The organism is Nitrosomonas sp. (assembly GCF_024282095.1).
GTDB lineage: Bacteria > Pseudomonadota > Gammaproteobacteria > Burkholderiales > Nitrosomonadaceae > Nitrosomonas.
The window spans coordinates 1-15,581 of sequence record NZ_JAMWZS010000033.1; the positions used below are offsets into that span (position 1 = coordinate 1).

General features: G+C 47.3%; 16 protein-coding genes. 10 read left to right on the forward strand and 6 right to left on the reverse strand.

The window, feature by feature from the left end; all coding sequences use genetic code 11:
• Nucleotides 1-134: 134 nt before the first annotated feature.
• From Q0K92_RS10000 to Q0K92_RS10015, 4 genes are all read right to left on the reverse strand, one after another.
• Nucleotides 135-1,640: an efflux RND transporter periplasmic adaptor subunit gene (locus tag Q0K92_RS10000; RefSeq protein ID WP_297325662.1), complete on the reverse strand. Its 1,506-nt coding sequence runs from the start codon at nucleotides 1,638-1,640 to the stop codon at nucleotides 135-137.
• 43 nt (nucleotides 1,641-1,683) lie between these two features.
• A complete protein-coding gene (locus tag Q0K92_RS10005) occupies nucleotides 1,684-3,081 on the reverse strand; it encodes a TolC family protein (protein WP_297325663.1) in 1,398 nt (465 codons plus the stop codon).
• 117 nt (nucleotides 3,082-3,198) lie between these two features.
• Complete coding sequence (locus tag Q0K92_RS10010) at nucleotides 3,199-3,471, reverse strand: hypothetical protein (RefSeq protein WP_297325664.1); 273 nt, start codon at nucleotides 3,469-3,471, stop codon at nucleotides 3,199-3,201.
• A 215-nt stretch (nucleotides 3,472-3,686) separates the two neighbouring features.
• Complete coding sequence (locus Q0K92_RS10015; RefSeq protein ID WP_297325665.1) at nucleotides 3,687-4,283, reverse strand: Maf family nucleotide pyrophosphatase; 597 nt, start codon at nucleotides 4,281-4,283, stop codon at nucleotides 3,687-3,689.
• Between the two features lie 57 nt (nucleotides 4,284-4,340).
• Here Q0K92_RS10015 and Q0K92_RS10020 point away from each other — a divergent pair, with 57 nt between their 5' ends.
• The 10 genes from Q0K92_RS10020 (at nucleotide 4,341) to Q0K92_RS10065 (ending at nucleotide 14,228) form a co-directional block, all read left to right on the forward strand.
• Nucleotides 4,341-4,856, forward strand: coding sequence for a YceD family protein (locus tag Q0K92_RS10020; protein WP_297325666.1), 516 nt, complete (start codon nucleotides 4,341-4,343; stop codon nucleotides 4,854-4,856).
• 18 nt (nucleotides 4,857-4,874) lie between these two features.
• Nucleotides 4,875-5,054, forward strand: coding sequence for a 50S ribosomal protein L32 (gene rpmF / locus Q0K92_RS10025; protein ID WP_110339763.1), 180 nt, complete (start codon nucleotides 4,875-4,877; stop codon nucleotides 5,052-5,054).
• Nucleotides 5,055-5,121: 67 nt separating this feature from the next.
• Entirely contained in the window at nucleotides 5,122-6,162 is a 1,041-nt protein-coding gene (plsX, locus tag Q0K92_RS10030) for a phosphate acyltransferase PlsX (RefSeq protein WP_297325667.1), read from the forward strand.
• Nucleotides 6,162-7,118 carry a beta-ketoacyl-ACP synthase III gene (locus Q0K92_RS10035; protein ID WP_297325668.1) on the forward strand — a complete coding sequence of 319 codons (957 nt, stop codon included), beginning with the start codon at nucleotides 6,162-6,164 and terminating at the stop codon, nucleotides 7,116-7,118. Before plsX ends, Q0K92_RS10035 begins: the two co-directional genes overlap by 1 nt.
• 3 nt (nucleotides 7,119-7,121) lie before the next feature.
• Entirely contained in the window at nucleotides 7,122-8,057 is a 936-nt protein-coding gene (fabD, locus tag Q0K92_RS10040; RefSeq protein WP_297325669.1) for an ACP S-malonyltransferase, read from the forward strand.
• Nucleotides 8,058-8,105: 48 nt separating this feature from the next.
• A complete protein-coding gene (gene fabG, locus Q0K92_RS10045; protein ID WP_297325670.1) occupies nucleotides 8,106-8,849 on the forward strand; it encodes a 3-oxoacyl-ACP reductase FabG in 744 nt (247 codons plus the stop codon).
• A 197-nt stretch (nucleotides 8,850-9,046) separates the two neighbouring features.
• Entirely contained in the window at nucleotides 9,047-9,283 is a 237-nt protein-coding gene (acpP, locus tag Q0K92_RS10050; protein ID WP_110339755.1) for an acyl carrier protein, read from the forward strand.
• Between the two features lie 36 nt (nucleotides 9,284-9,319).
• The gene (gene fabF, locus Q0K92_RS10055; RefSeq protein ID WP_297325671.1) at nucleotides 9,320-10,561 is read left to right on the forward strand and encodes a beta-ketoacyl-ACP synthase II; all 1,242 of its coding nucleotides are present in this window, start codon (nucleotides 9,320-9,322) and stop codon (nucleotides 10,559-10,561) included.
• A gap of 17 nt (nucleotides 10,562-10,578) precedes the next feature.
• Nucleotides 10,579-11,574, forward strand: coding sequence for an endolytic transglycosylase MltG (gene mltG / locus Q0K92_RS10060; protein WP_297325672.1), 996 nt, complete (start codon nucleotides 10,579-10,581; stop codon nucleotides 11,572-11,574).
• Between the two features lie 47 nt (nucleotides 11,575-11,621).
• Nucleotides 11,622-14,228 carry a glycosyltransferase family 39 protein gene (locus Q0K92_RS10065; protein WP_297325673.1) on the forward strand — a complete coding sequence of 869 codons (2,607 nt, stop codon included), beginning with the start codon at nucleotides 11,622-11,624 and terminating at the stop codon, nucleotides 14,226-14,228.
• 33 nt (nucleotides 14,229-14,261) lie between these two features.
• Here Q0K92_RS10065 and Q0K92_RS10070 read toward each other — a convergent pair whose 3' ends face one another.
• Nucleotides 14,262-14,678, reverse strand: coding sequence for a DUF4019 domain-containing protein (locus Q0K92_RS10070; protein ID WP_297325674.1), 417 nt, complete (start codon nucleotides 14,676-14,678; stop codon nucleotides 14,262-14,264).
• Between the two features lie 55 nt (nucleotides 14,679-14,733).
• A complete protein-coding gene (locus tag Q0K92_RS10075; RefSeq protein ID WP_297325675.1) occupies nucleotides 14,734-15,540 on the reverse strand; it encodes a ZIP family metal transporter in 807 nt (268 codons plus the stop codon).
• Nucleotides 15,541-15,581: the final 41 nt, after the last annotated feature.

Below are 15,581 nucleotides of genomic sequence, written 5' to 3' on the forward strand. Positions count from 1 at the left end.
GGCAACTTCTGATAGCTGTAGACGCCGATGATTGCCATCATCAAGACTGCCATCAGCACGATGCCGCGTTGATAGATAGCGATATGTAAAATGCGTTCAAACATGGGTAGCCTCGCTTTTGTCAGGTCGTTGATTTAATGATCGTGGCTTGCGCCCGCTTTACCCAATTCCGCCTTCAGGGCAAAACTGTTACCCCCGGCATATTGCTCGCCGTGGGTCAGCCCCTTGAGGACTTCCACCATGTCACCATCAGCACGACCCAGTTCCAAAGGGCGAACCTCGAAATACGGGTCATACCGACCGAATACCACCGACCAATCCCGCAATGTTTGAATGGCAGTAACAGAAACAGCAACAGGCACTGCAATTTCTTCCGCCACCAATTCAGCGTTGACAAACATGCCGGGACGCCACCTATCCGCGGTATTATCCAATTCGACCCGGGCTGTTGCAGTACGCGTTTGTCCGCCAATCAGCGTGGAGATATAAGTCACCGTGCCTTCCCCTTCCACATCGAAAGCGGTTGCCTTGACGGCAACTTTCTGGCCGACCCGGATCACGTTGAGATCTTTGGGGTAAACGGTAATCGCCGTCCACACCGTGGATACATCCGCGATGGTATAGATTTCCCTGTCTTCCTTGAGAGCCTCACCCAATGCAATGGCCTTGGCAATAATGATTCCGGTAATCGGCGAACGTATTTCATAATGCACAATGTCTGCCCCCAAGCGGCTTGATTCAGGTTGTACACCCAGCGCACGCAATTTGGTAGAAGCCAACTCCAACGCAATTTCAGCTTCATTCCACAGCTCCTGTGCCAGAAGAAATTCCTGCTTGGCGGTAATCTTTTCTTCCCACAATTGTTTCTCCCGCTCATAAGTCGTCCTCGCCAACGTCAAGCGTTTCTTGGCAACAAAATACTGGCTGCGCAAATCCGCCAGCATCGGACTTTCAACAACCGCCAGCACATCGCCTTTTTTCACCTGTTGGCCATGGTGACCATACACGGCGGTTACCATGCCGGGGACCCGCGGCACCACCCGTACGATATTATGTTCGTTGAATATCACTTCACCCGGCAATTTGAGTTTTGGTTTGATAATGGCCGGCCCTGCCGTCAGCACCTCAATTCCCATGCTTTTCAACATGGCATCCGGTATTTCCACCCGCCCTTCCACTTGGCTATAGCTCCAGCGCATGAGCTTGCCGTTGCGCTCAGCTGCGATAGCGATATCGAATGAATGCGGCTCTTCCACGACTTGATCTCCCAGCAGATAATCCGCCTCCGGAGTCAATTTGAACAACTGCGCCGACGCTCCCAACCGGGATAATGTAATTGCAACAGTCGCCGCTGTTGGTGGCAACAACTTGCCCTTTTCATACAAATAAACCCGGAACTGCGGCGGCACGCCTTTTTCAAAAATTGTCAATTCCACACTAAAGTCATCATCCGTAAATAGCTTGCCCCCTCTTGGTCCAGTGCCAGGCTGATTCTCAGCCAGTTTCTCATTCATGTTGGCATTGGCATTCACCTCATCCGCTGTCTCTACGGCGGGCTTATCCAGCATTAGGATCAACCCACCCAGTACAATTCCTATGGCAATCACAACGATGATTGGCATTAATCGAGTTTTGTTCATAATTTAATCCTCATACGCTCACCACGCAGGCTGACGTGCTGACTTAATAATTGGGTGGGATGCTGTCGATTGGCGCGGCAATCAAGCGTTCGATATCATTGACCAGACGTTGATAATTTGCCAGCGCGCGCACATAAAGCAGTTGATTTTGAAATAGAATACGTTGCGCATCCAGCATCTCCAGCAAACCAAACTTTCCTAATTCATAACCTCTGCTTGTCACATGAAAAGCACTTTTAGCTCCGGGCAACACCTCGTCACGCAATATATTAATTTCATTCCAAACTGCTGACATTGTTTCATACGATTGCGCCAGTTCGGTTTTTAGTCGTAACTCCAACGCGGTCTGCTCGTCTACGGCTTTGTCCACACGTTGATAAGCATCCTTGATATTTCCTTGATTACGATCGAATAATGGTAATGGCACCATCACGCTTGCTATCGCCGTATTGCCGCCCAGCAGTGCATGATGCACAACGCCTGCGTTAATGGTGAGATTGGGTATGCGACGGGTTTGTTCTACTTGCAATAATGCCTTACGCTGCTCAATGTTCTTCATGGCTCGGAGTGCCATCGGATTATCCAAAACACGTGCTTCAAGCATTTGAAAATTGGGCGGAACAATCAGCGTTTCAAGATTCCCCAGTGCCTTGCCAAATTGCGGAGAAGAGCTATTCCACAGCAACGCCAGCCGCTTGCGCGCACCGACTAAATCTCGTTGCGCCTGTTCCAGTTCAATGCGCGTAGTCGACAACCCTACCTTAACCCTGGTTTCCTCAATGGGGGGCACTTTACCGCCTTGCACGCGCTTGGTCACGGTATTCACCACATTCTGTGCAACTTGTCTGGTTTCCTCTGCGAGCCTGATTCGCTCTTGTGCAGCGAGTACTTCAGTGAACACATTGGCAACCCTGGCAATAATTTCCACTCGTTTGGTTTCGTAATCTTTAGCAGCCAGTTCTTCACCCAATAACGCAGCATTAACGCGGGCCGCGCGCTTACCACCCAATTCAATCAATTGACCAATCCGAATGGTGGTGAGCTGCTGCACGACTTCCTGTGTTACCGCATGGACTGAATTGATATCGCCACTCAGCTTTTGTATGTTTCCGATATTTTCAACGTTTACTGACAGCTCCGGATTTCTCAGCAAGCCGGCTTGCAACGTAATGCCTTCTAATGCGCGCATCTCCTTGGCAAAAGCAGCTAATTCCGGATTGTGGCGAAATGCAAGATCCACTGCGTCACGTAGCGTAAGGTCATTACTATTTTCACCATCGACTGAATAAACCGGCTTTCCGTTAGTCTTAGCACTCAATAAATCAGTGTTGGCCTGTATTTGAATTGAAAAACTGATCAATAGGATAAAACCCGGCAAGACGATTCGTGATTCCGAATCTGCCCAATGGTAAAGTGCTATAAACAGGTCGCGCAATTTCATAGGATTCCTCCGCATGTGCTTAAGCCTATACAAAACAGGTTACAAGATAAGTTTGTATTAACCCATTTGAGCGGTGCGTAGATCACAACAACAATCCATACACCGCAGTTTTAAAATCTAGCTTAAAAGGAGGCTTCGGGGAGGACGCAGGGGTAAGTCCGGAATTGTTTCGGGAATCATTGCAGAAATAAATACAGTCAACACTTCTGCTGCTGCCTGATTCGATATCAAAGGAAAGGAATTAAAATAAAAAGGTTGATATTGCCCTGCAGAATGCAGGCATAAATGCGTTGCTGCATCCAGATCAGCACCTTCTCTGGAAACATTGTTGCGGTGCGATTCCAGATGCGTTGCAGGATCCGGCGGCAATATTTGACGAATATGATCCAACTCGTGAGCAAATACCTCTCCTCTAAAAGATAAACTCAACCCGTTCGTCAGTATGCTCACAATAAGCATAAAGATAACAGGGCAAGCAGAGTATTTCCTCATAGAACTCATGACCAATAATCAGTGAAAGTTTCACTCAAAATATAATGATTTCACATTATTCATATATTTGCAATTCAGAAACACTTGTAAAAACGGCCTATTTTAACAGGCTGTTAAATAAGCATGACGCCTTCATGCGCCAGCATATCAACCAGGGCTATAAGCGGCAATCCAATCAGTGCATTAGGATCGTCTCCGACCATGCGCTCGATGAGCGCAATACCCAATCCTTCTGATTTTGCACTACCCGCACAATGATAGGGGCGCTCTTTAAGCAGATAATTCTCGATTTGCTGATCGCTGAGCTGCCGGAATTTCACATGATAAGGAATTACCTGCATTTGCAACCGATCCGTAGTACTATTCAGCAAGCACAAAGCCGTATAGAAAACCACTTCTTGACCACGCATTAAGCGCAACTGTTCGGTTGCATTGCTATGATTCAACGGCTTTCCAAGACGAGCGTTTCCTAATATGGCTACTTGGTCAGAACCGATAATCAGGGCGTGCGGATAACTCTTAGCAACAGCGCGGGCTTTTTCCTCAGCGAGGCGTACGGCGGTTTGCTCCGGCGCTTCATCCGGTAACGGCGCTTCATCGATTTGTGGATGCATGGTTTCAAATGGAATTTGCAGGCGCTGGAGCAATTCCTTGCGGTAAATCGAACTGGATGCCAATATGATTTTCTGGGTAATGGTTTGAGTTTTCAAAATTTCCTTCGGTATTTTTTTGACACTTTAAAGCAAAAAATATAACATGCGCGCCTTATGTCTGTGCGATTTGTGATAACCCCCCTCGATTTTGTACGTAATGCGGGTGTGCATTATGATAAAATCCCGGTGTTTGAATTTGCGCGTTTGCGCGATTTGCTGTTTGATGATGACGGTGTACTGGTATACCAGATCAGGGGTTATTCTGATAAGAATAATAAGCCATGCTTACATTTGGAAGTTAAGGGTGAAATACACCTCAAGTGTCAACGCTGCCTCGATAAATTAACGCATGTTGTAGATCTGCAAGCTTTTTTTCGACTGGTTAAAAACGAGGCGGAACTGAATCAGGCTGATGACGATGATACCATTGACGCCATTTTAGCGACATCTGATTTGGATGTATTCGATTTGATTGAAGAGGAAATTATTCTCAGTTTACCGATCTCATCGTGTCACCCGGATAATGAATGCAAAATACATCTACCGGGATCCATCGAAAGTAATATAGATGATCAATCACATTCAGCACACCCATTTGCAACATTAGCAAAATTTAAGAAGACGAATTGAATTTAAGGAGTTAATCGCATGGCAGTCCAACAAAACAAGAAATCCCCTTCAAAACGCGGCATGCATCGTTCACACGATTTTTTGACCAATCCTCCTTTGGCCATAGAATCAAGCACCGGGGAAGTACATTTACGTCACCACATTAGCCCTAATGGATACTACCGCGGCAAAAAGGTTGTTAAAACCAAAAACGATTAAAAATATTATCTATTGCTACAAGCTGCACTGAGTGTATCGTTTTTCCCAGTCATAAAGAGCGCTGAAATTGGATATTACTGTAGCAATAGATTGTATGGGCGGTGATCATGGTCCGCATGTGACGGTTCCATCGGCGGTCGATTATCTTCGCAACGATCCCGAAGCCAATATCATTCTTGTCGGCATTCCTGACGCAATTGAAGCGGAATTACGCGCAGCGAATTCTGCACCAGGGCCCAGAATTCGCATACATCCGGCTAGCGAGGTTGTCAGCATGGATGAATCGCCTGCGCTGGCTTTACGCGGCAAGAAAGATTCTTCGATGCGCGTTTCCATCAATCTTGTTAAAACGGGTGAAGCACAAGCTTGCATCAGTGCCGGAAACACAGGCGCATTACTGGCAACATCCCGCTTTGTGTTAAAAACAATTCCCGGTGTTGATCGTCCGGCACTTGCGGGCATACTACCCACCATAACAGGCCATACCTATATTTTAGATCTGGGTGCCAACGTTGATTGCACGGCTGAACACTTGTTCCAATTTGGAATTATGGGCTCCTCCCTGGTTTCCTCAGTTGAAAACAAACCAACGCCAAGCGTTGGATTACTCAACGTGGGTCAGGAAGAAATCAAAGGCAATGAAACCGTTAAACACGCAGCTGAACTGTTACGTCATAGCGGGCTCAATTTTTATGGTAATGTTGAAGGCAACGATATTTACAAAGGAACTACCGATATCGTTGTTTGTGACGGGTTTGTTGGTAATATCACCTTAAAAACCTCAGAAGGTCTGGCACAAATGCTAGCGACTTACTTACGCGAAGAATTCAAACGTAACTTACTGACCAAACTGGTCGGTATCACTGCCATGCCCATTATAAATTCCTTTAAGCATCGCGTAGATCATCGCCGATACAACGGCGCCAGTTTTTTGGGCTTGCGCGGCATTGTAATTAAAAGCCATGGTTCCGCTGACAAATATGCATTTGGTTTTGCCATTAAACGCGCAGCGGATGAAGTACGTGGCGGCATGTTGCGTCGTATTAGTGAACGGGTCGCCGAGCTTTCTCATCATTCTCAAACTTCTCCAGAAACACTGACAAAATAATGTATTCAAGAATTACTGGAACCGGTAGCTATTTACCAGAAAAGATACTGACTAACCATGATCTGGAAAGCATGGTGGATACCAGTGATGAATGGATACGCAGCCGTACCGGCATCACGCAACGACATATTGCGCGTGAGGATCAAGTAGCCAGCGATCTGGCATTCTATGCCAGTCAGAATGCCATGAACGCTGCCGGTGTAAGCAGCGAAGATATTGATCTAATCATCGTTGCCACAACTACCCCGGATATGGTGTTTCCGAGCACAGCTTGCATCTTACAAAATAAGCTGGGGATAGAAAATTGCCCGGCGTTTGATGTACAAGCTGTCTGTAGCGGTTTTGTGTATGCGTTGGCGACAGCTGATATGTTTGTCAGCTCAGGCAAATGTCGCAATGCATTGGTGGTTGGTGCTGAAATTTATTCTAAAATACTCGACTGGAGTGATCGCAGCACCTGTGTTTTATTTGGTGACGGCGCGGGCGCGGTAGTGCTTTCACAAAGCGATCAGCCCGGTATTTTATCCACCCATCTTCATGCCAGCGGCAGCTATAGCAATGTTCTGTCCGTGCCCGGCAGTATTAGTGGCGGAAAAGTACAAGGCAATCCATATATCAACATGGAAGGCAGTACCGTTTTCAAATTTGCAGTCAAAGTTCTGGAAGAAGTCGTACAAGAAGCCGTGGCTGAGAACAATCTGCAAACGACGGATATTGATTGGCTGATTCCCCACCAGGCGAATATACGCATCATACAATCCACGGCAAAGAAGCTTGGCATACCTATGGATAAAGTAGTTGTGGCAGTCGATAAGCACGGCAACACTTCCGCGGCTTCTATTCCACTTGCTCTGGACATTGCTGTACGTGATGGACGCATCCATCCCGGCCAATTGGTTTTACTGGAAGGCGTTGGGGGTGGTTTTACATGGGGAGCGGTTTTACTGCGCTGGTAATTTATGAAATTTGCATTTGTATTTCCAGGTCAAGGGTCACAATCCGTCGGGATGATGAATGGGTATGCAGACTTACCCATCATCCAGGAAACCTTTCGAGAAGCATCGGATATTCTCAAGCAGGATTTCTGGTCAATGGTGAATTCCGGACCTGCTGAAGACCTCAATCTTACAGTCAATACACAGCCGCTCATGCTGATAGCAGGCATCGCGGTATACCGCGCATGGATCAGTTTAGGGGGAGCAAAACCGGCATTGCTAGCTGGACATAGTCTGGGCGAATACACGGCATTGGTCGCAGCGGAAGTACTGAGTTTTGCCGATGCGCTGGTACTGGTGCGCTTCCGCGCACAAGCAATGCAACATGCCGTACCGGAAGGAATCGGCGGAATGGCCGCCATTCTGGGCTTGGATGATGAAATCATCAGAACCATATGTCACGACATCACGCAACAGCGTAACGGAGAATCACTGGAACCGGCCAATTTCAACTCACCGGGACAAGTCGTCATCGCCGGGCACAAAAGTGCCATCCTGCAAGGCATTGAAATGGCCAAATCAAGGGGCGCAAAACGTGCTGTCATGCTACCGATGAGCATCCCTTCACATTGCTCGCTGATGAAACCGGCAGCTGAAAGTATGCGGCAACAGTTGAAAGGCATCACACTGCAATCTCCTAAAATCGAAATCTTGCATAATGCCGATGTGAAACCGCACGCTGACGCGATATCCATCAAGGAAATTTTAGTTCAACAACTCATCAGTCCAGTACGATGGGTAGATACCATCCGCGCCTTTGCGGCTGCCGGCATGACACATGTCATCGAGTGTGGGCCTGGAAAGGTATTGATTGGACTGAACAAACGCATAGATCAAAGTTTACAACAGTTATCATTAATCGATAGTGAAACAATCAAACAAGCGGTTAGTTTACGATAATCACCATGAGCATTCGCTACTTACAGTCATGGCTCTATGTATGGGGAAATGATTTTGGACAATAAAATAACATTGGTAACAGGCGCCAGTCGCGGTATTGGACAAGCTATCGCGCTTAAACTCGGTCAACATGGCGCGATCGTCATTGGCACAGCAACGACTGAGAATGGTGCCAACACGATTACCCAGTATCTGGAGAAGGCCGGCATCAAAGGCGCAGGTATCGTGTTGAACGTGAATGATACTGAACAAGTTCATAGTGCCATACAAATCATCCGCGAGAAATTTGGTGAGATTGAGATACTGGTCAATAATGCCGGCATCACGCGGGACAATTTGTTAGTCCGCATGAAAGATGAGGAATGGGATGAGATTATAGCAACCAACCTCACATCGGTGTTCCGTTTAAGCCGCATCGTGCTTCGCGCTATGATGAAAGCCCGTTACGGACGCATTATCAATATCTCTTCTGTGGTCGGTGCAATTGGGAACATGGGACAAGCAAACTATGCTGCTGCCAAAGCAGGCCTATTTGGTTTTAGTAAATCACTGGCGCGTGAAGTGGGCAGTCGCAATATTACCGTGAACTGTGTTGCGCCAGGTTTTATTGATACTGACATGACTCGCTCACTGGCTAATGAGCACCAACAAAGCTTGATTCAGCACGTCCCCTTAGGAAGATTAGGACGTCCTGAAGAAGTTGCATCCGCTGTGGCGTTTTTAGCTTCGTCCGCTGCTGGCTATATTACCGGCACGACACTTCATGTGAATGGTGGAATGTATATGGATTGATAAAGTGTATTAGAAATTTATACACAAAAATTAATAGTAATATATTATCTCTATGCTACGAAATTTAACCAAAAAAGATCGAATCGTAAAATAACTAAAATCTCGTAAGCTATGATTATGCGTCAGCTCGGTTCTGCTGATACTGAAAATTTGTTAAAATAAAAGAGTTTTTCTTACCTGAAAGGAAATACCTAGAGATGGAAAATATTGAGCAGCGTATTAAAAAAATTGTTGCCGAACAACTGGGCGTCAATGAAACGGAAGTCAAAAATGAATCTTCTTTTGTCAATGATCTGGGAGCGGATTCACTTGACACGGTTGAACTGGTCATGGCATTGGAAGAAGAATTCGAATGCGAGATTCCAGATGAGCAAGCAGAAAAAATAAATACCGTTCAGGAAGCGATTGACTACGTCACTGCCAACACAAATTAGTCTTTTGTTTTTAAAGTACAAGTAATTGGAGTTATTTTGTCGAAACGCAGGGTAGTAATTACCGGGTTGGGTATTGTATCGCCCGTTGGAAATACAGTGTCAAGCGCGTGGGAAAATATTGTTTCAGGTAAATCTGGCATTACTAAGATTACTCGCTTTGATGCATCAAATTTTTCTTCACAAATTGCTGGTGAAGTAAAAGACTTTGATATTCACCAATATCTGTCGATCAAAGAAGCACGTCGTATGGATATTTTTATTCATTACGGCATGGCGGCAGCGATTCAAGCTGTCAAAGACGCAGGTATCGAAGATGTCACGCATCTCGATTCGGAACGAATCGGTGTCAATATCGGTTCAGGAATCGGTGGCTTGCCAATGATTGAAAACACCGATACCGCATATCATGCCGGCGGTCCACGCAAAATATCTCCTTTTTTTATTCCTAGTACGATCATTAATATGATTGCGGGTAATTTGTCCATTATGTACGGATACAAAGGCCCCAATCTCGCAATCGTCACAGCCTGTACTACGGCGACACACAGCATTGGCAATTCGGCTCGCATGATTGAATATGGCGATGCGGATGTGATGGTATGCGGTGGCGCGGAATCCTGTGTGACACCGCTTGCCATCGGTGGATTCTCTGCTGCGAAAGCATTGTCAGTCAGTAATAACGACCCTGCAGCCGCAAGCCGTCCTTGGGATAAAGATCGCGATGGTTTTGTACTGGGCGAAGGCGCCGGTATTCTGGTATTGGAAGAAATGGAGCATGCCAAACGCCGTGGTGCAAAAATTTATGCCGAATTAGTCGGTTTCGGCATGAGTGCCGACGCATTTCACATGACAGCACCGTGCGATGATGGCGAAGGTGCAGCACGCTGCATGACCAATGCACTTAAAAATGCAGGTATTCCTGTCACTGACGTTGATTATATTAACGCACACGGCACATCCACCCCACTCGGCGATATCGCTGAAACAATCGCCGTCAAGCGTTGCTTTGGAGATCATGCCAGCAAGCTTGCCGTAAATTCCACAAAATCAATGACCGGGCATTTGCTGGGTGCCGCCGGCGGCGTGGAGGCAGTATTTTCTGCACTTGCAATACATCATCAAGTTGCACCGCCTACTATTAATCTCGTTAATCAAGATCCGCAATGCGATCTGGATTATATTCCCAATACCGCAAGAGATATGAACATCAACGTCGCATTATCCAATTCCTTCGGATTCGGTGGAACTAACGGAACACTTGTTTTCCGTAAAGTATAGCGGTTACTTTCCGGCGCATGCGCACGCTAAAACGCCTCTTTCTTGCCACAGCATCAATAGCCATCTTATTGATTGGATGGCTTTATCTGCACGTTCATTCGAATGTTACACTGCCTACCACGCCCTATGAGTTCTCCATTCGTCCCGGTAGCAACCTAAAACAAGTTGCACAGCAACTCGCCAATGCAGGCGTCATCCCCAGCAAATGGTCATTGATCGTGTTGGCACGCTATCTGAATCAGGAATCAGCAATTAAAGCAGGTGACTATCAACTGACCGGTAGCCTGTCGCAAATAGCACTATTGAAATATCTGACAGCAGGCGATGCGAAACAAACGGAGATAAAATTCATTGAAGGCTGGACTTTTGCGCAACTTCGGAAAGTTTTAAATGAGCATCCCGCTATCCAAAATGATACAACCGATCTCAGCGATCAAGAAATCCTACAGCGCATCGGCGCAAGTGAAACAGCGGCTGAAGGATTATTTTTTCCTGATACGTATTATTTTATCAAGGGCGACAGCGCTATTCATATTTTGCAGCGGGCATACCGGGCCATGCACAATCACTTACAGACCGGTTGGGCAGCGCGCGCGGAATCTTTACCGTTAACCACACCCTATGAAGCGCTCATTCTCGCGTCCATTATAGAAAAAGAAACGGGCATAGCAAGTGATCGCGCTGAAATAGCCGGTGTTTTTATTAATCGGCTACGCAAAGGTATGCGCTTACAAACAGATCCCACCGTCATCTACGGTTTGGGTGAACAATTTGACGGCAACCTACGCAAAAAAGATCTGCTTGCAGACCAGGCATACAACACTTATACTCGCGCTGGTTTGCCGCCTACACCCATTGCTCTGCCAAGTTTAGCTTCCATTCGTGCAGCACTCAATCCAGCCGAGACTGACGCACTATACTTTGTTGCAAAAGGTAACGGAGAATCGCAATTCTCCACTAACTTGACGGACCATAATAAAGCGGTGGATAAATACCAAAAGCAACAAAAATAACATCATGCTGCCAATCGTCAATTATCAATTCTAATCTGTGGAACTACATGACCCAATTTTCCATCGTAGTACCCACATTAAATGAATCTGAGAATATAGATCAACTCCTAACTCGTTTATTTGCACTGGATTTTAGTCCCGATAGTTTTGAGGTCATCTTCGTTGATGACGGTTCCACTGATGGTACGCCGGACAAAGTACGGGCCTGGAAAAATCGAGCGAATGTTCGCTTGATCGAGCGCCGGGAAAAGCCGGATCTCACCGCCTCGATACTCGCAGGCGCCGCTGCAGCACAAAGTGACGTCATTGTCGTCATGGATGCCGATCTAAGCCATCCACCCGAAAGCCTGCCAGCCGTTGTCGCCCCGGTATTAGACGGCAATTATGATGTTGCCGTCGGCAGCCGCTATGTTCCTGGCGGCAGCACGGAGAACTGGCCGCTGCACCGGCAATTGCTGTCCCGCATAGGCGGTTGGATAGCGCGCCCTATCTGCGATGTCAACGACGCCACTTCCGGTTTCTTTGCATTCCGCCGCGAACTGGCTCAAAGCATTTCCAACAATGCACGTGGCTACAAGATTCTGCTTGAATTGCTGATGGCCAATCACGACAAACTGCGTGTCACGGAAGTGCCGATTTGCTTTCACGATCGCACGCATGGCACTTCAAAGCTGTCTTTTTCTCATCAATTGGCCTATGTTCAGCGGTTGATAACCTTGGCGGGCGGCACCGTCACACTGAATACGGCTGGCCGTTTCGCAGCGGTCGGATTATTTGGTGTATTGATTGACGCCATTGTTTTTCAATGGATGATCAGCCGTGATGCCGGACTTGCCCTGTCTCACTTTGCCAGCTTCTTTGTGGCTGCGACGGTCAACTATACCTTTAATTCAAAATGGGCATTCCGTGAACATCACGCGGGTTACCTGCAATGGCATCAATTCGGTCGTTTCCTGACTGTCGGCGCACTCGCCTTATTATTACGCGGCGGAGTGCTGGCGTTGCTGGTTTATGTTTGGCACATACCGCCTCTGCTGGCAATTTTTCCGGCCATCGCTGCCACCGCAGCGGTGAATTATCTGGGTTCAGCCTTTTATGTGTTTCCCAGCGAAAAAGATCTGCCGTCGTTGGAAATACGTTGGCGCACGGCAGCCATTGGTATCGTGATATTTATCCTATTGCTGCGCTTGGTTTATTTCGGCTTGGCGCAACTCATTCCGGATGAAGCCTATTACTGGCAATACGCGCAGCACATGGATCTCAGTTTTTATGACCATCCGCCCATGGTGGCTTGGTTAATCTGGCTGGGCACATCCATTCTGGGGCACAATGAATTTGGCGTGCGCATTGGTGCGCTGCTGTGCGGTTTAGTAACCATGGGTTATCTCTATGCACTGGCGCAGAATCTGTATAACAAATCCACTGCAATGCGGGCGGTATTGTTATTGGCCATTCTACCGATAGGGGTTGCCTCCGGCGTATTAATGACACCCGATGCGCCGCTCATTGCAGCCTGGGCCGCCACACTCTATTACATGGAGCGCGCATTAATAGCCGGCCAACGCTCGGCATGGCTAGGTATGGGAATCGCTTTCGGTCTGGGGTTGCTGTCTAAATACACATTGGGATTATTGGGTATTGCCGCCCTGGCATTTGTCATCATCGATCCGACGGCACGCCGTTGGATGAAACGCCCTCACCCTTATCTGGCCGCGCTATTGGCATTACTACTTTTCTCGCCGGTGATTATCTGGAACTACGGTAATGATTGGGCATCCTTTGCATTCCAGTCGAATCGCGTGCTGGCAGACAGTTATCAATTTTCAGCACATTATTTGATTGTCCACGTGATCATCCTGCTAACCCCGATCGGCTTTCTTGCAGCAGCATTAGCGCTATTCTCAATCAAAAAACAGGCTAGTCAGCAAACTGAACACAGACGTCACTTATTTGTGCAGGTTTTTACCGGGGTTCCATTCCTGGTCTGTTTCGTCCTCAGTACTTTTGACGAACCGCGCTTTCACTGGACTGGCCCAATTTGGCTTGCAGTATTACCCACCATCGCCTGGATGATCGGTCAAACCGATCATCTGAGCACACTGGCCAAACGCATACAAGCCGCCTGGCAACCGACCATTGTCGTGTGCATCTTCGCTTATGCCTTTGTGCTGCACTATGTCGTGCTGGGAATACCCGGCATACCGTATCATTTATTTACAGAACACTATTTCTGGCGGGAAACAGCCGCTGAAATCAAGCAGATTGCAGCAGAGGTCAAGAACCAGACCGGCCAGGAACCCATTGTTGTCGGTATGAGCAAATGGTCAGTTGCCAGCGCTTTATATTTTTATACGCATGGCGACGCAAAACTGGATATCCGCTCACGCAATATGTTTGGAGATAGCGGCGCCATGTATGAATTCTGGTTTCCTTCTCAGGCGCCTACCGACCGCCCCATCATTCAGGTCGGCATGAAACGGCGACATCTAGAAAAAACCCGGAAGGGTCACAAAGGTATTGATGTAAAAGAAATGCTCGAACAGCCCGGCGCCATTGAATATCGTGTGATTGAACGCTACGGCACCCCGGTGCGCCGCGTATATTACCGCATCTCCGAGGGATTCAAAGGTGTGAGTTTGGCGACGATGCGGTGACAAAATAGGCAAGCACAAGGCTCGTCAAATTTCTCACTTCATCGAATAATCCACAACCTGCCATACTTCATTTTGTGTTTTTGCCAGTGTGATTGTCTCCAATGCCAATCCTTTTTCTGTAAACGTTGCGTAAAACTGGAGTACGATATATTCACCATCAGGAAATCCCGATAATGATTTTGCCGCGGCAGCCGTGGCAATATACCGGGCGCTCATAGTGCCACGTGGTGCCCTGAGCGCAGTAATTGATTTGATCCATTCCTGTTCGGATGTTTTCGTCTTGAATAGCGCAGATGAATTTTCCCAGCTTTCTTTATATTTTCCACTATCAACCCCTTCCAGCCAGGCACGCGCACTGCTTTCAACTTTCTCAATAATATTGCTTTCTTCCGCATAAACAGCACTGGTGAAGAAAAGCAGCAACCATACCGCCATCAATCGTTTTATCATTTAACATCCTTTATAGTTAGCGTTTCGGTGTCTTGCAACCATTTCACCCGGTCTGTTACGTGTGGGGAAAAATATTCCCCACCAACCAGATCGAAGAAATTCCCAACAAAATCAATGTGACCTGCTGAATCGTCGCATGGATCTCAGGCCGCTTATGTAACCCCGGGATCAAATCCGACATGGCCACATAAATCATACTGGCTGAGGCAAGTCCTAATAACGGTTGCACCAGAAAATTCATCTTATGTAGCATGAAATACGCCAGCACACCGCCCACCACAGTCGCCAAGCTGGACAGCAGGTTCATCAAAAATGCCATGCGGCGCGTATAACCTGAATTCAAAAGAATAATGAAGTCGCCCGCTTCCTGGGGAATTTCATGGGCGATGATCGCAATGGATGTCACAATCCCTAACTGCACATCCACCATGAAAGCAGCGGCAATCAAAATACCGTCGACAAAATTATGAAAGGTATCGCCCACAATGACCATGAACCCGCTACGCCCATGATCGTGCTGATGGTGGCTGGCCACAGTCGCTGTCGCTGTCAAGCCATGCGATGGGTCATGCGCTTCGCAATCTTCGATATGACAGTGACGCCACAACACTAATTTTTCCAAAATGAAAAAAACCAGAATCCCGATCAGAACAGTCATCGTTACCTGCGAGGGATTGTCAGACAGTTCGAATGCCTCCGGCAAGGTATTCAGAAAAGCAGCGCCCAATAATGCGCCGATGGCATAAGACACCAGCATTGAAAGCCAGGATAACCGCGCATTGAGTGACAATATCGCTGCAAACAATAAACTCAGTGCCCCTCCCAGTAAGCTGGCAGCAATAATCCAGGTAAGCGTTGACATATGATGTTAATTAAAAAAGCAAAGGCGGGATTATACGCTGT